At 60.7% G+C, this 20,296-nt stretch carries 19 protein-coding genes and 1 pseudogene; all 20 read right to left on the reverse strand.

Annotated elements, in window-relative coordinates:
• Positions 1-95 precede the first annotated feature (95 nt).
• Positions 96-1,328, reverse strand: coding sequence for a rod shape-determining protein RodA (rodA, locus tag ONB52_13600; GenBank protein MDZ7417172.1), 1,233 nt, complete (start codon positions 1,326-1,328; stop codon positions 96-98).
• Between the two features lie 2 nt (positions 1,329-1,330).
• Positions 1,331-3,142, reverse strand: a complete 1,812-nt coding sequence (gene mrdA / locus ONB52_13605) for a penicillin-binding protein 2 (protein ID MDZ7417173.1) — start codon at positions 3,140-3,142, stop codon at positions 1,331-1,333.
• 37 nt (positions 3,143-3,179) lie between these two features.
• Entirely contained in the window at positions 3,180-3,662 is a 483-nt protein-coding gene (gene mreD, locus ONB52_13610; protein ID MDZ7417174.1) for a rod shape-determining protein MreD, read from the reverse strand.
• Positions 3,663-3,667: 5 nt separating this feature from the next.
• Positions 3,668-4,513, reverse strand: a complete 846-nt coding sequence (gene mreC / locus ONB52_13615; GenBank protein MDZ7417175.1) for a rod shape-determining protein MreC — start codon at positions 4,511-4,513, stop codon at positions 3,668-3,670.
• 37 nt (positions 4,514-4,550) lie between these two features.
• A complete protein-coding gene (locus ONB52_13620; GenBank protein ID MDZ7417176.1) occupies positions 4,551-5,582 on the reverse strand; it encodes a rod shape-determining protein in 1,032 nt (343 codons plus the stop codon).
• A 276-nt stretch (positions 5,583-5,858) separates the two neighbouring features.
• On the reverse strand, positions 5,859-7,418 hold the full coding sequence (gene purH, locus ONB52_13625; GenBank protein MDZ7417177.1) for a bifunctional phosphoribosylaminoimidazolecarboxamide formyltransferase/IMP cyclohydrolase: 1,560 nt from the start codon (positions 7,416-7,418) through the stop codon (positions 5,859-5,861).
• A 23-nt stretch (positions 7,419-7,441) separates the two neighbouring features.
• A complete protein-coding gene (gene purN / locus ONB52_13630; GenBank protein MDZ7417178.1) occupies positions 7,442-8,071 on the reverse strand; it encodes a phosphoribosylglycinamide formyltransferase in 630 nt (209 codons plus the stop codon).
• A 78-nt stretch (positions 8,072-8,149) separates the two neighbouring features.
• Entirely contained in the window at positions 8,150-9,094 is a 945-nt protein-coding gene (locus ONB52_13635; protein ID MDZ7417179.1) for an LD-carboxypeptidase, read from the reverse strand.
• A 272-nt stretch (positions 9,095-9,366) separates the two neighbouring features.
• Positions 9,367-10,728, reverse strand: a complete 1,362-nt coding sequence (rimO, locus tag ONB52_13640; protein MDZ7417180.1) for a 30S ribosomal protein S12 methylthiotransferase RimO — start codon at positions 10,726-10,728, stop codon at positions 9,367-9,369.
• 53 nt (positions 10,729-10,781) lie between these two features.
• Positions 10,782-11,717 (reverse strand): signal recognition particle-docking protein FtsY, encoded by a 936-nt coding sequence (gene ftsY, locus ONB52_13645; GenBank protein MDZ7417181.1) that lies wholly within the window; start codon positions 11,715-11,717, stop codon positions 10,782-10,784.
• Between the two features lie 51 nt (positions 11,718-11,768).
• Positions 11,769-12,344: a CDP-alcohol phosphatidyltransferase family protein gene (locus tag ONB52_13650; GenBank protein ID MDZ7417182.1), complete on the reverse strand. Its 576-nt coding sequence runs from the start codon at positions 12,342-12,344 to the stop codon at positions 11,769-11,771.
• A 33-nt stretch (positions 12,345-12,377) separates the two neighbouring features.
• Positions 12,378-13,121 carry a hypothetical protein gene (locus ONB52_13655; GenBank protein MDZ7417183.1) on the reverse strand — a complete coding sequence of 248 codons (744 nt, stop codon included), beginning with the start codon at positions 13,119-13,121 and terminating at the stop codon, positions 12,378-12,380.
• 67 nt (positions 13,122-13,188) lie between these two features.
• A complete protein-coding gene (locus tag ONB52_13660; GenBank protein MDZ7417184.1) occupies positions 13,189-14,136 on the reverse strand; it encodes a UbiA family prenyltransferase in 948 nt (315 codons plus the stop codon).
• A gap of 250 nt (positions 14,137-14,386) precedes the next feature.
• Positions 14,387-15,799, reverse strand: a pseudogene (purF, locus tag ONB52_13665) (amidophosphoribosyltransferase).
• An 18-nt stretch (positions 15,800-15,817) separates the two neighbouring features.
• Entirely contained in the window at positions 15,818-16,249 is a 432-nt protein-coding gene (locus tag ONB52_13670; protein MDZ7417185.1) for a VanZ family protein, read from the reverse strand.
• Between the two features lie 162 nt (positions 16,250-16,411).
• Complete coding sequence (locus ONB52_13675; protein MDZ7417186.1) at positions 16,412-16,828, reverse strand: DUF5683 domain-containing protein; 417 nt, start codon at positions 16,826-16,828, stop codon at positions 16,412-16,414.
• A gap of 164 nt (positions 16,829-16,992) precedes the next feature.
• On the reverse strand, positions 16,993-17,379 hold the full coding sequence (locus ONB52_13680) for a RidA family protein (protein MDZ7417187.1): 387 nt from the start codon (positions 17,377-17,379) through the stop codon (positions 16,993-16,995).
• Positions 17,380-17,524: 145 nt separating this feature from the next.
• Positions 17,525-19,375 (reverse strand): ABC transporter ATP-binding protein/permease, encoded by a 1,851-nt coding sequence (locus ONB52_13685; protein MDZ7417188.1) that lies wholly within the window; start codon positions 19,373-19,375, stop codon positions 17,525-17,527.
• A gap of 17 nt (positions 19,376-19,392) precedes the next feature.
• Positions 19,393-19,575, reverse strand: coding sequence for a hypothetical protein (locus tag ONB52_13690; GenBank protein ID MDZ7417189.1), 183 nt, complete (start codon positions 19,573-19,575; stop codon positions 19,393-19,395).
• Positions 19,576-19,628: 53 nt separating this feature from the next.
• Positions 19,629-20,270: a deoxynucleoside kinase gene (locus tag ONB52_13695; GenBank protein ID MDZ7417190.1), complete on the reverse strand. Its 642-nt coding sequence runs from the start codon at positions 20,268-20,270 to the stop codon at positions 19,629-19,631.
• Positions 20,271-20,296: the final 26 nt, after the last annotated feature.

Genomic DNA, 20,296 nt, shown 5'->3' on the forward strand with positions numbered 1-20,296 from the left:
GCCCCGTAGCAAAACTGTAAAAATTTCAAAATTAAGGTATGAAAGTTCACTCTGAATGTCAAGCCTTGCTTCCAAACACAGGCCCGGCGGGGGCATCAATATTGAAACCGGCGCACGCCCGCGTTGAGAATCAAACCCACCAGCGTCATGTTCGTCCACAATGACGACCCGCCATAGCTCAAAAACGGCAGGGGAATACCGGTGACCGGCATAATGCCCACCGTCATGCCGGTGTTGACAATGACATGCACGCCGATCAAAGTCACACAGCCCACCACCATCAGCGTCAGAAATTTGTTCTTGGCGGACACGGCGATGCCGAGAGCGCGCCACAGCAGCACAAAAAAAGTCACCAATACTAGCGTGACGCCCCAAAAACCCAGTTCCTCACCCACCACCGAAAAAATAAAATCGGTGTGCTGCTCCGGCAGGAAACGCAGCTTGGCCTGTGTGCCGCGCGTCCAGCCTTTTCCCCAAAAACCGCCGGAACCAATGGCAACCTGTGACTGGGCAACTTGATAGCCTGTGCCACGCGGATCCTGTTGCAGCCCGATGAACGTGAGGATGCGGGTCTTTTGATAATCTTTCAACCGGTTCCATAGACTGGGGGTGAGCGCGCCGACACTGACATTCAACATCAGCACGGCGAGCAACACCGGCAGCTTGCGTTTGGAGAGCACCAGCACGCCGATGATCAGCAGCATGGCGGCGCCAAAGGTGTAAACGTTGAAGGCGGAGATCACCGTGAGAATCGGACTGACCACCAGAAACACGATGAAGGGAGACAAGCCCGCCCAGAACAAAACCGGCAGCAGCAGGGAAGCCATCACGATCGCGGTGCCGAGATCGGGTTCTTTCAGAATCAACACGGTGGGCACCAGCACCATGGCGAAACAGATGCCGATGTCTTTGAATGAACGCAGATCGCGTCTTTCATCAGAGAGGTAGCGCGCCAGCGCCAGCAGGGCGGCGATCTTGGTGGGTTCCGCCGGCTGAAAATGCACCGGCCCCAGAATGAACCAGCGATGCACCCCTTTGCCGCCCCCGGCGAACAACACCAGGATCAACAACACCACGCACAGCCCGTACAGACTGTAGGCCATCCCCTTGAGATACTGGACCGGCGTCAACACCACAGCCGAGGCGATCATCGCACCCGCCAGAAACCAGATGACCTGCTTGGCAAAGCTGTGCCGAATCGCCTCCGAGCTGGCGGGCGAACTGGTGGTGCTGTAGATTGCCATCAGTCCAATGGTGACCAGCAGGAGGACACAAACGATGATGACTTTATCGATGTCTTTCCAACTGATGATGCTGCGTGCCAACATGGTCAGTCTGCGGCTTCGTCCGCTTCCAATTGCGGCGTCAACTTCTTGTTCTCCAACAGGAAACTTAAAATTTTGCGGGCGACCGGCGCCGCCGCGCCGCTGCCGGAGCCGCCATTCTCAATGAACACACAGAAAGCCACCTGGGGATCATCAAACGGTGCGAAGCCGATGAACCAGCCGTGCGGCTCGCCATGCGGATTTTGTGCCGTGCCCGTCTTGCCCGCGCTCACCAGGCCCTCGACCCGCGAACGCACCGCCGTGCCGCGGCTGCCATTGACGACCAGAAACATGCCGCGTTTCACCAATGCCCAGGTCTCCGGCCGAATCCCCTTCACCTCCACCGTGTCCGGTTCCACGAACTCCTCCGTGCCGGTAAACGGATCGAGCACGCTCCGGCGCAGGCGCGGCTTGAAGCTATGCCCTTCATTGGCAATCGTCATGGCAAAGACGGCCATCTGCAGGGGTGTCACCAACAGGTCGCCCTGGCCGATGGCGAGATTCAACATCATGCCCTTGCTCCAGCGATCCTTGCCATAACGCCGATCGAGATAGGCCACCGTGGGCAGCAGGCCGGCGTTTTCTTCGCTGAGGTCGATGCCGGTCACCTTGCCGAAGCCGAAGCGCGCGGCATAGTCAGACCAATGTTCCAGGCCGACGCGGAAGCCCATGCGATAAAAGTAGACATTGCATGATTGCTCCAGCGCACCCAGCAGATTGACCGTGCCATGGCCGCCCTTTTTGTGGCATTCAAAAGTGCGGCCGCCAAAAACGTAGTAGCCCGGACAAAAGACGGTTTCATTGGGGTTGATCAGTCCGGTTTCCAGGCCGGCAATGGCGGTGATCATCTTGAAGGTCGAACCGGGCGGATACACGCTCTGTACCATGCGATCATAAAGCGGCTTGTTGGGATCGTTGAGCAGGCGGTTCCAAATCTCGGGGGTCAGGGTTCGGGAGAAAAGTTCGGGATCGAAATCCGGTTTGCTTACCAGTGCCAACACGTCGCCGTTCTTGCAATTCAACACCACCGCACCACCGTTCTTGCCGGTCAATTCGGCTTCCAACATGCGTTGCAGAGAGGCGTCAAGTCCGAGCAGCACATCCTTGCCCGGCTCCGGCGGATTGCTGCGAAAGCGTTCGCCGTCCTCCTCGGTGAGATCGCGAATGACGCGGCCCAGGGCATCCACTTCGACGAAGCGATGCCCTTTCACCCCGCGCATGACGCTTTCGTATTGGCGCTCGACACCCTTCTTGCCAATGAGATCGCCGGGGCTGTAGTTGTCGCCAAACAGGCTGAGCTCGGCGTCGCTGATTTCGCTGAGATAGCCGAAGAGGTGGGGAGCCTTCACGCCGTGGTCATAGGTGCGGCGCGATTCGGTGCGAAAATCGACGCCGGTCAATTCGAGACGGCGCTCGTTGAGCAGGCTGAAGGCCGCGAAATCAATCTGGCGGCCGATCTTCACCGGCACGAAGTTGCCACGCTTGTTGCGCGCGATATACTGCTTGATCTCCGCGGGGGTGGTGTGCAGCGCGGCGGAGATGATCTCATAGGCCTGGGGCGAGTTGCGAATCTCGCCGGGCATGGCATAAACGGCATAGGCCGGACTGTTCTCCACCAGCACCTCGCCGAAGCGGTCGCGAATCAGCCCGCGCGGCGGGTCGACTTCAATCACACGCACGCGGTTCTTGTTGGCTTCTTCAAGGAACTGCTCGCCCCGGAAGAGCTGCACGTACGCGAAGCGGCCGAGCAGGATCAGGAAGAGGAAGGCGAGGCCGCCGGTAAAGAGGCGGCGTTTGGCTTCCAGACTCAGTTCCATGCGCGCAGGGGGTTGTGATGCGGCTGCCGGTGCCCTGTTACTTCCGCTCGAAGCTTTTGGCAAACAACAAATGGGCGATGGCAGCCAGCACCAGGGTGTACAGGGAATTGGGAATCACATAGCGAACGATGAGATGCAGCACGCTGAAATCTGCATCGAAATAATAGATGCCGTCACGAATCAAGTTGTGTACCAGCGCCGCGACCAGGGTGATGCCCAGGGTGACCTGCAGGCCAAACTTGAGCTTGTCGCGCGCCAAATAGGCGGCCACGAAACCCGCCACCGCTTTGGCCAGTGCCTGCAGACCGTAGAGATGGGTGGCAAAGGCATCCTGGGCCAGGCCGGCCAGGAAACCGGTGACGATGGCCGCGGTGGCGCCGTGACGAATGGCGGAGAGCACCAGCCCGACAACGAGCAAGTCCGGCGCCAGTTCATAGATTGTCAGCAGCGGCACCACACCGACCTGCACCAGCAGGAAAATCGAGAAGGTCAACAGGTATTTGAAAATGCGCTTGGCCAAGAGATTCAGTCTCCGCTGCTGGAATCCGCCACCGTCACTTTGAAGCTCTCGGCCGGGGTGGTGATCACGAACAACTCTTCCAAACGATCGAAGCGCACAGCCGGCTCCAGCGGGATGCGCATGAAGGGCTCTCCTTTTTCGAGAGAGGGGGCAATGACTTTGCCGATGCGCAATCCCGGGGGATAGAGCGCGCTGTAATCGGAAGTGACCACCATGTCGCCGGCTTTGATCACGGCATTGCGCGGCACGCCGGTCATTTCCAGGCCGCGCGTTTCACTCCATGAGACGATGCCGAGCACGCGGCCGCCTTGGGAACGAGCGCTCACACTGAAGTTGCGGTCGAGCAGCAATTGCACCAGGCTGGTGCGCGCATTGACCTTGTAGATCTTGCCCGCCAGGCCATCGGGGGTGACCACGGGCATGTTCACGCGCATGCCCTGGCGCGCGCCCAGATCGATGACCACCGTGTTGGGCGTGCGGCTGCGCTCGGCAAACAGCACCCGGGCACTGCGGAGCTGCAACGGCGTGCGCTCGCGATATTCCAGCAGGCGCCGCAGCCGGAAATTCTCCAGATAGGCCTCGCGCAACTGGCTGTTCTCCAGCATGAGCTGGGTGGCGCGCTGGCGCAGGGCGCTCATTTCCTCGGTCGATTGGGTCAGGCGCGAGAACCAGCTCAATTTTTCCTGGAGCAGGGCCAGCCGGTCCACCGCCAGGCCGCGCAGCGCGTCGATTTGCGGCGCATCATTGTTGAAGAGAATGGCAATCGCGGCCACGATGGCGGCAAACAGGGTGAAATACTCCCGCCGGGAGATGAGGTATTCGTTGGAGCGATCGAGCAAGGCTGTCTTCATGGCTTGCCAGCAGGGTCCGAGTCACGTCCGGGGTGGCTCAATAGCGCTTGACCTTGGTCAGCACTTTTTGATATTTGTGGATCGCTTCCAGCACCTTGCCGGTGCCGCGCACCACCGCGGTGAGCGGGTCTTCCGCTACAATGATGGGCAGGCTGGTCTCGCGGCGCAGCCGCTCATCCAGGCCTTTGAGCAGGGCGCCACCGCCGGAAAGCGCGATGCCGCGATCGAGGATGTCGGCGGACAACTCCGGCGGCGTCTGCTCCAGACAATGTTTGGTGGCTTCGACAATGGCATTGACACAGTCCGCCAGCGCTTCCTGCACCTCCATCGAACTGATCTCGACGGTTTTGGGGATGCCGGCGACCAGATCGCGGCCGCGCACCGTCATGGTGGCCTTGTCCTGATAGGGGGCGGCGGAGCCCAGCGTGATCTTGATCTGCTCCGCGGTGTTCTCGCCCACCAGCAGGTTGTAATTGCGCTTGAAATGCTGCACGATGGCTTCATTCATTTCGTCGCCGGCGATGCGAATCGAGCTGTGATTGACAATCCCCGACAGCGAGATCACCGCGATTTCGGTGGTGCCGCCGCCGATGTCGATCACCATGCTGCCCACCGGCTCATCGATCGGCAACCCGATGCCGATGGCCGCCGCCATCGGCTCGTCGATCAGATGAACTTCACGTGCGCCCGCGTGTTCCGCGGAATCGCGCACCGCGCGCTTCTCCACCTCGGTCACGCCACTGGGAATGCTGATCGCCATGCGCGGCCGCCAGATGCGCGTCACCTGCACGGTGCGGATAAAGTGCCGGATCATGGCCTCGGCCAGCTCGAAATCCGCAATCACCCCGTCCTTCATGGGCCGCACCGTCACAATTTCATTGGGCGTGCGCCCCTGCATCTCCTTGGCCGCATGGCCGTAGGCCACGATCTCCTGATCGCTTTTGCGCAAGGCAATGATGCTGGGCTCGTTGACGAGAATACCCCGGCCCCGCACATAGACCAGGGTGTTGGCCGTGCCCAGATCCATGGCGATGTCGGTTGACAAAAAATTCTGTAAAGAAAAATTCATGCGCAATTCGCCTTTCCTCACGGGCAATGTGTTTTGCAATGAATTACCATACCTTTGATCGCTTTTTTATTGATTTCCCGGGCTGTGGCAACCGCTCGCCTTAATGCAGTCTCTCCGGTACCATTATCCCCCCAAATCCCTCGGTCCTCCCGCACCGGCCAGCGCGGCGCTCGTCCCTGCACGAAAGGCTGCTGGCGGCTCGAAGATGGTACAGTCGGACTGGCGGAGCTGAGCGATCGCTCCTGCTTTCCTCTCCTGCCGTTTTTGTAAATCAGATCAGTGGCGGAAATGCCGGACGCCGGTGAACACCATCGCCATCTCATGCCTGTCCGCCACCGCGATCACTTCGGCATCACGCACAGAGCCGCCCGGCTGAATGATCGCCGTGGCCCCGGCGGCCGCAGCCTGCTCGACGCCGTCGGCAAACGGAAAAAAAGCATCGCTCGCCACCACTGACCCACGCAGCTCCAGCCCGGCCCGCCGGGCTTTCTCGACCGCAAGCCAGGCGGCGTCCACCCGGCTCATTTGACCGGCGCCGATCCCCAGCGTGCGGCCGGCGCGGCAGAAGATCACGGCGTTGGATTTGACGGCGCGCACCACTTTCCAGGCAAAACGCAGCGCCCGCCATTCCTCTTCACCAGGCACACGCCGGGTGACGACTTTGAAGGCGGCTTCCTCATCATTGCCGCCATCCAACTCCTGAACCAATACGCCACCGGCAACACTTTTGAATTCAAGCGCGGGCAATGCCGGCTGGCTGATACCCTCCATCTCGAGTAATCGCAGATTTTTCCTGCCCGCCAGGAGGCGCAACGCCTCGGCGTTGAATCCCGGCGCCAAAATCACTTCGGTGAACTGCTCTGCCAGCGCTGCCCCCGCTTCGCCGTCGACCAGGCGGTTGAAAGCAACGATGCCGCCAAAGGCGGAAACCGGGTCGGTCGCCAGAGCCAGGCGAAAGGCCTCCGCCGGTGTGGCGGCAGCAGCCGCGCCGCACGGGTTGGCATGCTTGATGATGACGCACGCCGGTTCGTCAAAACAGCGCACCAGCGCGAGCGCCGCATCGGCATCGACGATGTTGTTGTAGGACAGCGCCCTGCCCTGCAACTGCCGCGCAGCGAAAAAACCACCCGCCGGGCCTCTGCTGTTGCGATAAAAGCCGGCACGCTGATGCGGGTTCTCGCCATAGCGCAGCGTCTGCTTGTCATCCAGCAGCAAAACCAGGGAGTCGGGCAGTGCCACTGCTTCCACCGGGTGCTGCAGATACTCCTGAATCGCGGCATCGTAGGCAGCGGTGCAGGCAAAGGCAGCCGCCGCCAGTTGCCGGGTCGTGGCCTCGCTCACGCTGCCGTGGTTGTGCGCCAACTCTTCACAAAATGCGGCATACTGGCGCGGATGGCTCAACACCGCCACACTGGGGAAATTCTTGGCCGCGGCACGCAGCAGCGTCACGCCGCCGATGTCGATATTCTCCAGCGCCTCGCTGCGCGTGGTTTGCGACTGCGCGATCACCTGTTGAAATGGATAAAGGTTGACCACGACGAGATCGATCAGGCCGAAACCGTGATGCTCCGCTTCCGCCAGGTGGCCGGGCTGATCGCGTCTGGCCAGCAGCCCGCCCAGAATTTTGGGATGCAACGTCTTCACCCGGCCCGCCAAAATCTCGGGAAAGCCGGTGATCGCTTCGACCGGCGTGACGGCAAAGCCATTTTGTTCGAGCAGGCGGGCGGTGCCGCCGGTGGCGATCAACTCGATGCGGTGTGCCGCCAGCGTTTGCGCCAGCTCCAGCAAGCCGGTTTTGTCATGAACGCTGAGCAGGGCGCGATGGAGGGAAGGCACGTGATTTCTCTCCCGATGCCAGTTCAGGGTTTGGGCAGGATGCGGATCTGACTGCCGCTGATCACAACCCGGTCTTCCGCGAAAAGCTGCAAGGCCTCCGGCAAAATCTCATGCTCGACCGCGAGCACGCGTGCAGCCAGGGTTTCCACTGTGTCATCCGGGTGCACCGGCACACAGCGCTGCACCACCGGGCTGCCACTGTCGTATTCTTCATCCACCAGATGAACCGTGGCGCCACTCACCTTGCAACCACAAGCGAGCACGGCCTCATGCACCCGCCTGCCAAACATGCCCTTGCCGCCAAAACTCGGCAACAGGGCGGGGTGAATGTTGATCATGCGGCCCGCAAAAGCGCGCACCACCGCCGCGGGGATTTTGCGCAGATAACCAGCCAGCACAATAAAATTGCAACCATGCCCGGCGAGCACCTGCAGCAGCGTCTCTGCGTAGTCTGCCGGGGCAGCGAAACTGGCGGGGATGAGCACCGCCTCGGGAATGCCCGCTTCCCGGGCTATCTGCCGGGCGTTGGCCGCCGGCTGGTCGGTCACCAGCAGCGCCACGTGTGCAGCCAGCCTGCCGCTGCGAATCGCCGCGAGGATCGCCTGAAAATTGGAGCCGCGGCCGCTGGCAAAAATTGCAAGGTGAAGATCCATCTGCCTCCTACCCGTACGAACCCGCCGCGGAGTTCCGCTCTTCCTGCGGGGTTGTCTGGCCCGCGTCAGCATGACTTGCTAAACCACCGCGGCTTCGGTGATGGTCACACGCCGCTGCCGGCTGTTCACGAGCAGCTCGGCAGTGGCGCCCACCGGCAGGGTGTGTTTGCGACTGCCATGGCCGTATTCCAGGTTCATCAAAGCCGGCACGCCCAGCGGGCGGATGAAGTCCTGCATCAAGTCTTTCAGACCCAGCGAGGGGGCGCCGTTTTTCGCCTCGCTGTCGATGATCTGCCCCAGGATGAAGCCGCCAATCCGGTCAAGTACACCCAGCTCGCGCAGATGCACGAGATAACGATCGATGCGATAAATCTCCTCGCCGATTTCCTCCAGGAAGAAAATGCTTTGTTTCACCGGCGGCATGAAGGCGGTGCCCGCCACCGTGGCCAGCAGCGAAAGGCAGCCGCCCAGCAGGCGGCCCCGCGCGTGGCCGCCGCGAATCGCGGCAAACGGCCGCTCGAGCTGCGGCTGCAGGTCACCGCAGGGCACGGGTTCGGTGATTATCCGCCAAAACTGCGTTTCGGTGAAGGGGTCGAGGCCGCGGCCCATGTCTGCGGCCACCATCGGCCCGGAGAAGGTGATCAAACCGGTGTGCCGGAAAATCGCAAGCTGCAGCGCGGTGATGTCGCTGTAGCCGACGAAAATTTTCGGATTTCGGCGAATCACGTCATAATCGAGCAGGTGCAGCAGCCGGGGCGTGCCATACCCGCCGCGCGCACAGATGATCGCCCGCACCTGCCGGTCGCGAAACATGGCAGTGAGATCCTGGCTGCGCTCAAGGTCGCTGCCGGCGAGATAACCGTGCTCGCGCTGCACGAACCTGCCGAGCTTGACGCGATAGCCCAACCCTTCCAAATAGCGCACACCCCGTTCGAGCAGCTCGGGCTTCATGGGACTGGCGGGCGCCACGACGCCGATGACTTCACCGGGCCGCAGCCGCGCCGGTTTGATGATGCGGGGCACTCTGCTTCTCCGTTACTTTGCAGCATCGTCCCCGGGGATTCCGCCAGGCACTGCGCCCGGTCACCCTTGGTCACACATGCCCGCCGTTTGCCCGGGGAAACGATCTCACGGCCACAAAGATTTTTTAAAACGCGAAACCGCAGAAAAAAACAAATCCGATATGAAATTTCGCCTGCCTGCGTCTTCGTGCTGAACAAGTTGACAGCAGCTCCCGGCCGCGCCATGCGAGGAGCCATTGCCTGCGGCTTTAAAGTTCGCGAAGCCACGAACCACTATCCCACCACCGGCAAACGACGCTGGGCTGGCGTTGAAGCGCCGCGCAGGTTGAGAGCACGCCCGGTCAGCTCAAAATCACCGGCACCGGTGATGCGCACCCGGCAAAACTCGCCGAGCGGCAACTGTCCGCGCCCTGCCGGCACCACCACCACGTGATCGATCTCCGGGCAATCCCATTCCGTGCGGCCGCGATAGACCTGCTCCTGTTCATCGTATTCCTCGATCAGCACCTGCAGCTCGCGGCCGATCTGACGCTGGTTCCATTCCCACGCCACCTGCCGTTGCGCCTCCACCAGCAAATCATAGCGCTCGCGCTTGACTTCCTCCGGAACTTGATCAGCGAAAGCATAGGCCGGCGTGTTTTCTTCCTGGGAATAAGTGAAGACTCCCAGACGCGCGAAATGGCCGGCGCAGACGAAGTCATAGAGGCTCTGAAAATCCTCCTCGGTTTCGCCGGGGAAGCCGGTGATCAGCGAGGTGCGCAGCACCAGGTTCGGTATGGCGGCCTGCAGACGGTCGATCAGCTCTTCAGTGAACCGGCGGTTGACGCGGCGGGCCATGCGCTTGAGCATGCGATCGCTGATATGTTGAATCGGCAGATCGAGATACTTGACGACGCGCGGCAGGCCGGCAAGCGCACGGATGATCGCGTCGTTGACGTGGTGGGGATAGGCATACATCACGCGAATCCACGCCAGGCCATCGACGGCATGGAGCGCTTCCAGCAGCGCAGGAAGCTGCTGCCGGCCGTTCAAATCCAGGCCATATTGCGTGGAATCCTGCGCGACCAGGATCAGCTCCTTCACACCACGCGCCGCCAGTTGCTGCGCCTGCGCCACCAGCGTCGGGAGCGGCGTGCTGCGAAAGGCGCCGCGAATTTGGGGAATCGCGCAAAAGGTGCAGGGATGCTCACAGCCTTCCGAGATTTTGAGATAGGCATAGTGGCGGGGCGTCAACAGCGCGCGTTCGGCCGCGGCGGCGCCTTCGCCGAGCAAGTTGTGTTTCAGCCGCATCTGCAGCGCCAGGCCGTTGACAATCTGGCGCAAATCCCGGTTGCCGTAGAAACCATCGACCTCCGGCAGCTCACGGCGCAGCTCGGGGCCATAGCGCTCCGACAGGCAGCCGGTCACAAACACCTGCCGGCAGACGCCCTGCTTCTTCAATGCGAGCGCCTGCAAAATGGTGTCGATGGATTCCTCCTTGGCCGAGGCGACGAAGCCGCAGGTGTTGACAATGATTGCTTCCGCCTCCGCAGCCGCGGCGACGAACTCGACGCCACGCTGCTGCAAGCCGCCTTGCAGGAATTCGGAATCAACGAGATTTTTGGGACAACCCAGGGTAATAAGATTGACTTTCAAGTGTCTCCCGACCAGAAAAGGTTCTGCCGCGATCCGGCGTGCCGCCACCGGCATCAGGAAAACAGAGCGGCAATAAATGCCTTCGGCTCGAACGGCTGCAGATCGTCAATGCCTTCGCCCACGCCAATAAAACGCACCGGCAACTTGAGCTGCTCCTCAATCGCGAAGATGATGCCGCCTTTGGCGGTGCCGTCGAGCTTGGTGACGACCAGGCCAGTGACACCGGCAGTGTCAAAAAATGTCTGTGCCTGGCGCAGGCCGTTCTGACCGGTGTTGGCATCCAAAACCAGGAAAACGTCGTGCGGGGCCGCGGGAATCACCCGCTTCATGACACGAATCATCTTCTGCAATTCTTCCATCAAATTGCTTTTGGTGTGGAGCCGGCCGGCGGTATCGACAATCACGACTTCGATCTGCCGCGCCTGGGCGGCGTTCAACGCATCGAAAGCCACCGCGGCGGGATCGGCACCGGGCCGGGTTTTGATGATCTCCACCCGGGCACGCTGCGCCCAAATCTCAAGCTGATCGGCCGCCGCGGCGCGAAAGGTATCCGCGGCAGCGACCAGCACGGAGCGGCCGTGCTGCCGGAAATGATGCGCGAGTTTGGCAATAGTGGTGGTTTTGCCGACGCCATTGACTCCGACCATCATCAACACATAAGGCCGGACACCGGGCGCATAGAAAGTCGAAAGGAAATTCGACTGGCTGTTGGCGCCACGCTCCAGGCGCTCGATCAGAAACTCTTGCAGACAGGCCAGCACCGCCTCGCGGGAGGCGGCCTGCCCCACACCGATGCGCTCGCGCAAACGCTCGAGAAACGCCGTGGTCATGCTCACCCCGAGATCGGCAGCGAGCAGCATGTTCTCCAGCTCTTCCACCAATGCCCGATCCAGCCGGGCCTTGCCGGTCACGGCATGCACCACGCTGTCCACCAGGCTGCGGCGGGTTTTGTCGAGTCCGGATTTCAGTCTTTCGAAGAATGCGGGCATAACCCTTGTCGAAGGAGTTGCGACGTTACAGGCAGAGCGCAGGCAGGAACGTTAGCGCACCGGGCGGGCCGCGCTTGTCGTATCGGAAATAAAGCGGGCGATATAGATGCCAGCTGAGATCAAAAACAAAACGACCATGATCCAAAAAAACGGCCACTTGATCGGTTGCAGATCGAGCGTGAAAGTGATCATCACGATTGCAAGCGCCGTCACTGCGACTTTGCCATACCAGTTGGACTCCGGCACCCGGTGCCGGCGCGAAGTCATTAAAAAACCGAGCACTAAAATAAACAAATCACGCGCGATAATCAATACCAAAAACCATTTGGGAAAGTCACGAAAAAACGCCAGGTAAAAACCCACGCTGGCAACGCACAACTTGTCCATCACGGGATCAATGATGCGGCCCAACTCGGACTGTTGATGCAGCCGGCGTGCGAGAAAGCCGTCGGCCCAATCGGTGAACACGGCGCCCAGCATGAACAGCACTGCGAGGCGGGTGCCGGCCGGCGTTTCCAGGTGCAGAAACCAGAGCGCGGGAAGCACAAACAGCGGGCGGGTGAAGCTGATGAAGTTGGAGAGCGTCCAGATGCGCTGGCGCTCGATCGAGTTTTGCGGCGTGCTCATGAGCAAGTGGAGTTGGTTGGCGGAGGCAACAGCTCAAACCACGGGTGCAGAACAAGTCTGGCACACGCAGGGAACCCAAATTCGGCGGCGGTGCCCATGCCACGCGCCGCTGGAGATCATATCACCGCCACGCCCTGCCAATGCCATCAGGGGGAACGCGCGTCTAAAATCGGCTGCATGCCCTGAACACACCGTCATCCACTTCTTGTAGAAATCTATTTTCGCGTGAAGCTGCAGGGCTCTTTTTCTACCCGTACCGATCCCCCGATAAGGCAATCCCAGGGGTGGTTTCTGCCTGGTGGCAAATGACGAAATTATGGGATTCCGCTGGTTGGAGACACCGTGCGTGATGTTTTCGATCGTCGGGTTGTTGGGCAGGACACCGGGAGAGATGATCTCGACCCTGTCCTCGAAAAGAAACAGCCGAATCGGGGCATTGACAAGGTAATCCCGGTGAATCAGCACGTTTACCAGCAATTCCTCGAAGACACCTTCAGGAATTTGCAATTCTGCCAGCGAATTGCGATGTTGCTGCTTCTGCTCTTTTTTGAGATTGCGCTTGAGGAATGCCAGACCCTGAAGGTATTGTTCAGCCAGTTTTCCGCCGATGTCTTCACTGTCCAGATATTGCTCGGAGACGTCTTCGGTACCGATAAAGTGGACCGCCTTGATATTGAATTGCGGCTTGTATTTTTGCGGCTGTTTTCCGAACAAGAGTAATCCGGCCAGGTTCAATCGCCCGCTGCGGGCCAAATTCAAATTCGCAAGCAAGGTCATGAGATCAACGGCTTCTTCCGTGAAGCTGTGACCAAATTCTTTTTTGTGGAACTCGTCAAAAATTCCCTCAATCCGCCTGCAGGCTTGGGTATTTCAAGCCGAAACGCTGCTGATAATACCACTTCGAGACAAAAAACACCACCGCCAGCACCAAAAAGTATTGCCACATCTTGCAACCGATCGCCAGCGCCAAAAACAAAATCGGCAGCTTGATGGCGCGTGAGACTTCCGGCCGCCCCTGTTTGCAGGCCGCCGCGATGAAAAACGGCGCGGACAGCAGCGCGGGATAGAAAATCACCGGATCATTCACCTGCCACGCCAGCGCGGTTGCCGCCAGCTCGCACAGGCAACCGGTGATCACTGTCGCACGCCACCCATAACACACGGCAAACGTCCGTTTGTGGGTTTGCGCATCGCCCGCGAGATCGAGCAGCGTGGTGTACAAGTAAACCGCACCCACCGCCAGCATGTAAGGCAGGGCGTGCCACAGCGGCAGGCTCGCAGCGGGCCGCACCGCCCACCAGCCTGCGGTAAAAATCAACAGCGCGCCGCCGGCATTGGCGAGCAATCCCCGAATCGGCCGGTCCTTCCATTGAAACGGCGCCACGCTGTAAAGAATGCCGGTCAGCAGAAAAATGGCGAGGAACAACAGACCATGGGCGTGGCTGTGCTGGAATGCGACCAGCAAGCCGGCGCCTGTCAACAACACGGTTTGCAGCCACGCGGCAGCCGGCGAAATATGCCGCTGCGCGATGAGAAAGAGCTTGTGATTGTGCGTGTCGGTGGCAACGTCACACAGTTGATTGAGGATAAACGCCGCGCCCATCAACGCACTCAACGCCAGGGCAAGTGGCAGGGCTGCCTGGTCGGGCTGGCCGGCACCATTCAAGGCCCCGGGCGCAAAGCGCTGACTGGCGAAATAGCCGGCGGCATAAACCGTCCACACCGGGAAAAACAAGGTGGGGCGCAAAACAAAAACATAATCCAAAAGCTTGACGGCCTGGTTGATCCTCATGTCACCAATCCCCCCTTCCTATGGGGAGGCAAATGAATTGGGTCCCGCCCTCGCCCCACCGGGCTGAACGGTGGCAGCCGCCTCCCGGCTGGCGACAACAGTGTGCGCAGGGCAAACCTTCTCACTCAGGGCGGCATCAACGCCTGGTTTTTGCAGCAGACGCACGCCGCCCGGCTGTCTGATGGCTCGTGCTTTGTTGGCGGGCGCGCCGGACGAGCACGACATCCTCAGCGCGGCCGTTGGCATGCTCGAGCGCAAACTTGTCCATCAAGTCCTCTGGAATGAGCGGATAGTTGCCGGTGAAGCAGGCCGTGCAATAGCCGCCCTTTTCGTGGGGCACGGATTTCAGCAGACCCTCGAGCGAGAGATACTCCAGACTGTCCACCTCGAGATAGTCCTTGATCTCCGCGATGCTGTGATGCGAGGCAATCAGCTCCTCGCGGGTGGGGAAATCCATGCCGTAATAGCAGGGCGCGATGATCGGCGGCGAGCTGATGCGCACGTGAATTTCTTTCGCGCCCGCTTTGCGCAGCAGCCGCACGAGATTGCGCAGCGTGGTGCCGCGCACGATCGAATCTTCCACTACCACCACCCGCCGGCCATTGAGCACACCTTTGACGGTGTTGAATTTGATGCGGACATTGAAATCGCGCACGCTTTGGTCGGGATGGATGAAGGTGCGGCCGATGTAATGATTGCGGATCAGGCCGATCTCATATTTGATGTTGGCATTGCGCGCATAGCCCAGTGCCGCGGTGTTGGAGGAATCCGGCACCGCGATGACCATGTCCGCCGCGATGGGATGTTCATTGGCGAGATTTTTCCCCAGACGGCGGCGGGCGCGGTCGACATTCTCATCGAAGATCTTGCTGTCGGGCCGGGAGAAATAGACGAACTCGAAGATGCAGGCCGCCCGCGGCGCGCGTTCGCGCAGACGGGCGGTGTGCAGGCCGGTGTGATCGAGCACCACGATCTCGCCCGGCTCGATTTCACGCACATACTTGCCATCGAGCAAATCGAAAGCACAAGTTTCCGAGGCGATCAGCCAGGTGCGGCGCTTGCGCCCGAGGTTGAGCGGCCGCCAGCCGCGCGGATCGCGCACGGCAATCAGCTTGTTGCGCGTCAGCATCACCAGGGAATATGCCCCCTGGAGCTGGTCAAACGTGTCCTGCAAACGGCCGACGATGTCGGGTGCCTGGGAACGTGCCAGCAAATGCAGGATCAGCTCGGTGTCGCTGGTGGTCTGGAAAATTGCACCCTCGTTCTCCAGTTGCCGGCGCAGCGTGCGCGCATTGGTGAAATTGCCGTTGTGGGAAACCGCCAGCATGCCGTGCTTGAAGTGTGTGAGAAACGGCTGGGCATTCACCAGTTGTGTCGCGCCGGTGGTGGAATAGCGGTTGTGGCCGATGGCCAGCCTGCCCGGCAATTTGTCGAACAGCTTGGCATCGCAGAACACATTGGTGACCAGCCCCATGCCAACGTGACGGTGGAGCTGCTCGCCGTCGCTGGAGACGATGCCCGAGCTTTCCTGGCCGCGATGCTGCAGGGCATAGAGCGAGAGATAGACCAGCTTGGCGGCCTCGCGGCTGCCATACACCCCCACCACGGCACAGTTGGAGCGGGGTTTGTCGAGAGTGCTGCAGGAGAGATCAGTCACATTCATGCGGGCAGAGTCATGGCTTCATTTGTGGATCAGGAAAACAGTTAACGCGACTCCCAGGAGGTCAGCCGTCAAGTCTTTGACGCTCGCACGGCGCCGGCGCGTGGTGGCATCATAAACCTCCTTCGTCACGCCGAGCAGCAGCGTGCCGAGACTGGCGGCTTGCAGGCTGCGACGGGAAGAATGCCCGCGCTCACGATGCCAGACATAATACTGCGCCGCCAGCAACACTGCGCTCACCGTGAGGTGATCGACCTTGTCCCTGCCGAACCAGGGATCGCTGCCGTGCGGCAGCGGCATCACCATGACACTGTCCGTGATGACACTGGCCGTGCGGATTTGTGCCAAAGCGGGAGCCGGCAGACAAAGCAACAACAGCCCCAGGCAGAACGCCGCACCCTTGCCCGTCTGGAATCGCCACGGCCGGTGGGGGGAACAACCTTGAAGACGCATCACTGCCCGCCTTTCGCGGGGGCGTCCGTCATCCCACGAATTTGCCAACGCCCGCAGCTCCTGCGACAGCATGCAGGGGAATTGTTCTCAAGCCTGCTGAACCTGTCAATGCCTTCCCATAAACCGGACGGCGAGCGCATCATAGCAATTCCACTGCAGAAATCAAAGGCGAAATTTGAAGCGGAGCATCACCGCCGGCGCGGGCGAAGCGGCCAGCACCGGCGATTCGTCGAAATCGGAAAGCTGTGCATCGACGTAGGCATCGAGCATGCTGTAGACGATCAGTGCCGCCAGCCCCCAATAGCAGCCGTTGCGCCAGTCTTCATAGAGCAGTTGATTGGCCTGGTCGCCGCGCTGCCGTGCTTCGCCGGCGCGGCTGTTCCAGTAAAGCGCCGTGCCCAGCAAGCCGACCTCGCCTGCCAGTGCCAGCCCTGCCTTGATCTTCTGACCGTTGTAATATTGCCCCCACCCGGGAATCACCAGCGAGCGCAAGGCTGCACCCGTTGGACTTTTCTTGCGCGGCGACGCCGCAGCCGGTTGCTGCAAGGAATCGGCGGCACCTGTTTGCGCCCGGGCCATGGGTGCAAGAGGGGTGAGCAGGCAAAAATACAGGGCAAGGCAGAGGGCAGCCGGCGCGAAGCGAGGCGGGATGCTCGTTTTCCCTCCTGCGTTTCCCACCGCCCGCCGTCTGCTTCTCATCACCGCGAGGCGATCGCTGTTCCACGGCGGCCTGGCCGCGGGCTTCATTCCACCACCGCCATGGCTTCAATCTCCACTTTGGCCCCGCGCGGCAGGGCCCGCACTTCCACGGTGCTGCGCGCCGGCGGATTCACCGGAAAATACTCGGCGTAGATTTCATTCATCGCCGCAAACTCGCTCAAGTCCGTCATGAACACCGTGGTCTTCACCACGTGCTCCAGACCCGCACCGGCGGCCTGCAAAATCGCACGCAGGTTTTCCAACACGCGCCGCGTTTGTACCTTGATGTCACCGACCATCATCTCGCCGGTGGCGGGATCGATCGCCACCTGGCCGGCGGTGAACAGCATCCTGCCCGCCTGCACCTTGATGGCCTGGCTGTATGGCCCGAGGGCTGCGGGCGCGGCCGTGGTTTTGATGACTTCACGCATGTTTTTTCCCTGGTTGAATGATGGTTGCGAGTTTGATGCACTCCCATATCCGCCCAAACAGCATCAGCAGGCGGCCGTCGTGCCGCCCTGAGGAAACGCCTGTCTCCTGCTCTGCTGCGGGGCAGCTTGTTTTTTCGGCCGGCGTTCAGGCCCGGAATTGCATGCGGTAGAGCTTCTGGTAGATGCCGCTTTGCTGCAGCAGCTCTTCGTGTGTACCGACCTGCACCAGCCGGCCGCCCTCCAGCACGATGATGCGATGCGCATGCAAAATTGTGGACAGGCGGTGCGCGATGACGAACGAGGTGCGGTTCGCCATCAGCCGTTCGATGGCCTGCTGCACCAGCAGCTCGCTCTCGCTGTCGAGCGCGGAGGTGGCTTCGTCGAGAATCAGAATCGGCGGATTTTTCAGCAGGGCGCGCGCGATGGCCAGTCGCTGACGCTGGCCGCCGGAGAGTTTGAGGCCGCGTTCGCCGATCATGGTATCATAGCCCTGCGGCAGTTCCATGATGAAGCGATGCGCGTTGGCGGCCATGGCTGCGGCGCGCAGCCTGTCCTCGGGAACATCGCTCAAGCCGTAGGCGATGTTGCTGCGCACCGTCCCGTGAAACAGGATGGTTTCCTGGGTGACGATGCCCATCAGGCGCCGCAGGCTCTGCAGCTCCACTTCACGCAAGTCGATGCCATCGATGAGAATACGGCCGCCGCTGGGGTCATAAAAGCGCGGCAGCAAATCCACCAGTGTTGACTTGCCGGCGCCGCTCGGTCCAACAATCGCGAGAATCTCACCTTTGCGCACTTCGAAGCTGATGTCCTGCAGCACCGCTGTTTGCTCGTAGGCAAACGAGACGTTTTCATAGCGGATGTCGTGCTCGAAGCGTTCGAGCTGGCGGGCGCCCGGCAGCGACACCACCTCCGGCGCGGTATCGAGCACGCGGAAAATGCGCTCGCCGGCAGCCATGGCCTCCTGCAAACGGCTGCCGACAGTGGACAATTCCTTGACCGGCTGCATCAGCGAGAAGATGGCGAGCAGGAACAGCAGGAATTCCGACGAGGACAGCGAGCCGCCGGCCAGCACCTGCTGCCCGCCGAACCAGAGAATGCCCACCCCCACCGCCGCGCCCAGCGATTCCGTGATCGGCGCCGCCAGCCGGCTGATGCGCGTGACCCGCAGCAGGGTTTTGAAATAGGACCGCGACTCCCGCATGAAGTTGCGCACTTCGAAATCTTCCATCGCGAACGCCTTCACCACGCGCACCCCGCTGATGGTCTCCTGCAACACCGACGTGAGATCCGCCATCTTGGCCTGGGAAAGGTGGGAGGCGCGGCGCAGGCGTGAGGCCAGGCTGCCGATCACCGCCAGGCTGAGCGGCACGATGAGCAGCGCCACCAACGTGAGTTTCCAGCTCAGCAAAAAGGCCATGCCGAGGTAGGCCGCAATCAACAACGGGTTCTTGACCAGCGTGACGAAGCTGGCGGAGAGGCCGTTGTTCACCAGCGTGACATCGTTGGTGATGCGTGACATCAGATTGCCGGTGCGGTTTTGATTGAAATAGCCGAGCGACAGCCGGTGGAGATGGCGGTAGAGATCGTTGCGCAAATCCATGATCACGCCCTGCTCGACATGCGCCATGAAGTAGGCCTGCAAATAGTCGAAGAGATTCTTGCTGAAGATGAGCAGCAAAATCAGGCCGCACAGCCGCAGCAGCGTGCTGCGGCGATCTTGCCCGAGCAGCAGGGCGTAAAATCGCTGCATGATTTGCTGGCGTGCGACCGCCAGGGTGGTGGGCGCCGCAGGCATGCTGCCCGTTTCGGCCGGCGCGGCACGGCTCACCCCGCTTTTGTCCACACCATAGAACACCACATCCAGAAAGGGCAGGATGGAAAACAGCGAGGCGCTGCTCAGCAGGGTGAACAGCAGGATGCAGACCAGTGAACCGGTGAGGGCAAGCCCGTAGGGACGCAGATAGCGCAGGATTCGCAGATAGGTTCGCATCATGGCGGGCGGGCCGGCGGCTACTTTTTCCTGACTTCTTCGAACTTGGCATCCTCCACGTCCTGCCTGGAAAGATCGAGCGGCGGTTTGCTTTGCCCGCCCTGAATCGGGCGGGATGGTGCACGGCGCTTGCCGGCCAGAGCTGCACGCAAAACACGATAGGCCAGGTAAAACAGCAGGGCCCAGAACAACAGGCGTAACATGAGGAATGCTCCTTTCTCCGGCGGACATGCCGCCTCTGCCGGCGCCGGCCGTCTCAGGTTTTGGGTGCCGGCGGCGAATAGTACTGCACACCCGATATCGGCCGGCTGAGCTGAATCAGCAGGTCTTCAAAATCTTCCTCGCGGTTGACAAAGTCGATGTTGGTGGCATTGATGACCAGCAGGGGGGTGTCCGTGTAATTAAAAAAGAACTGATTGTAGGCTTCGTTCAGGTCGCGAAGGTAGGCTTCGCTCATGCTCTTTTCATAGGGCCGGTTGCGTCGGCGGATGTTGGCCATCAGGCGTTCGGTGCTGGCCTGCAGGTAAAGCACCAGGTCCGGCCGGAGGATGTCGCGTTCCAGCAGCCGCGCCACTTTGTCGTAAAGCGCCAGCTCGCGTTCTTCCAGGGTCAGGGTGGCAAAAATGCGGTCTTTTTGAAAAATGTAGTCGGCCACCAGCAGGTCATGGAAGAGATCGCGTTGCGGCAATTCCTGCTGCTGGCGGTAGCGGCTGAGCAGAAAGAACATTTGTGTGGAGAAGGCGAAGCGCCGCGGGTCCTCATAGAAATCCGGCAGGAAGGGATTTTCTTCGTGCTGCTCCAGCAGCAGCCGCGCGCCAAAACGCTCGGCAATTTTGCAAGCCAGGCTGGTTTTGCCGGCGCCGATGACGCCCTCGATGGCAAGATATTGAAGACGCACAACCACCCTCTGGGTCAAAGCGAACA

The organism is candidate division KSB1 bacterium (genome assembly GCA_034506255.1).
GTDB classification, from domain to species: domain Bacteria; phylum Zhuqueibacterota; class Zhuqueibacteria; order Zhuqueibacterales; family Zhuqueibacteraceae; genus Coneutiohabitans; species Coneutiohabitans thermophilus.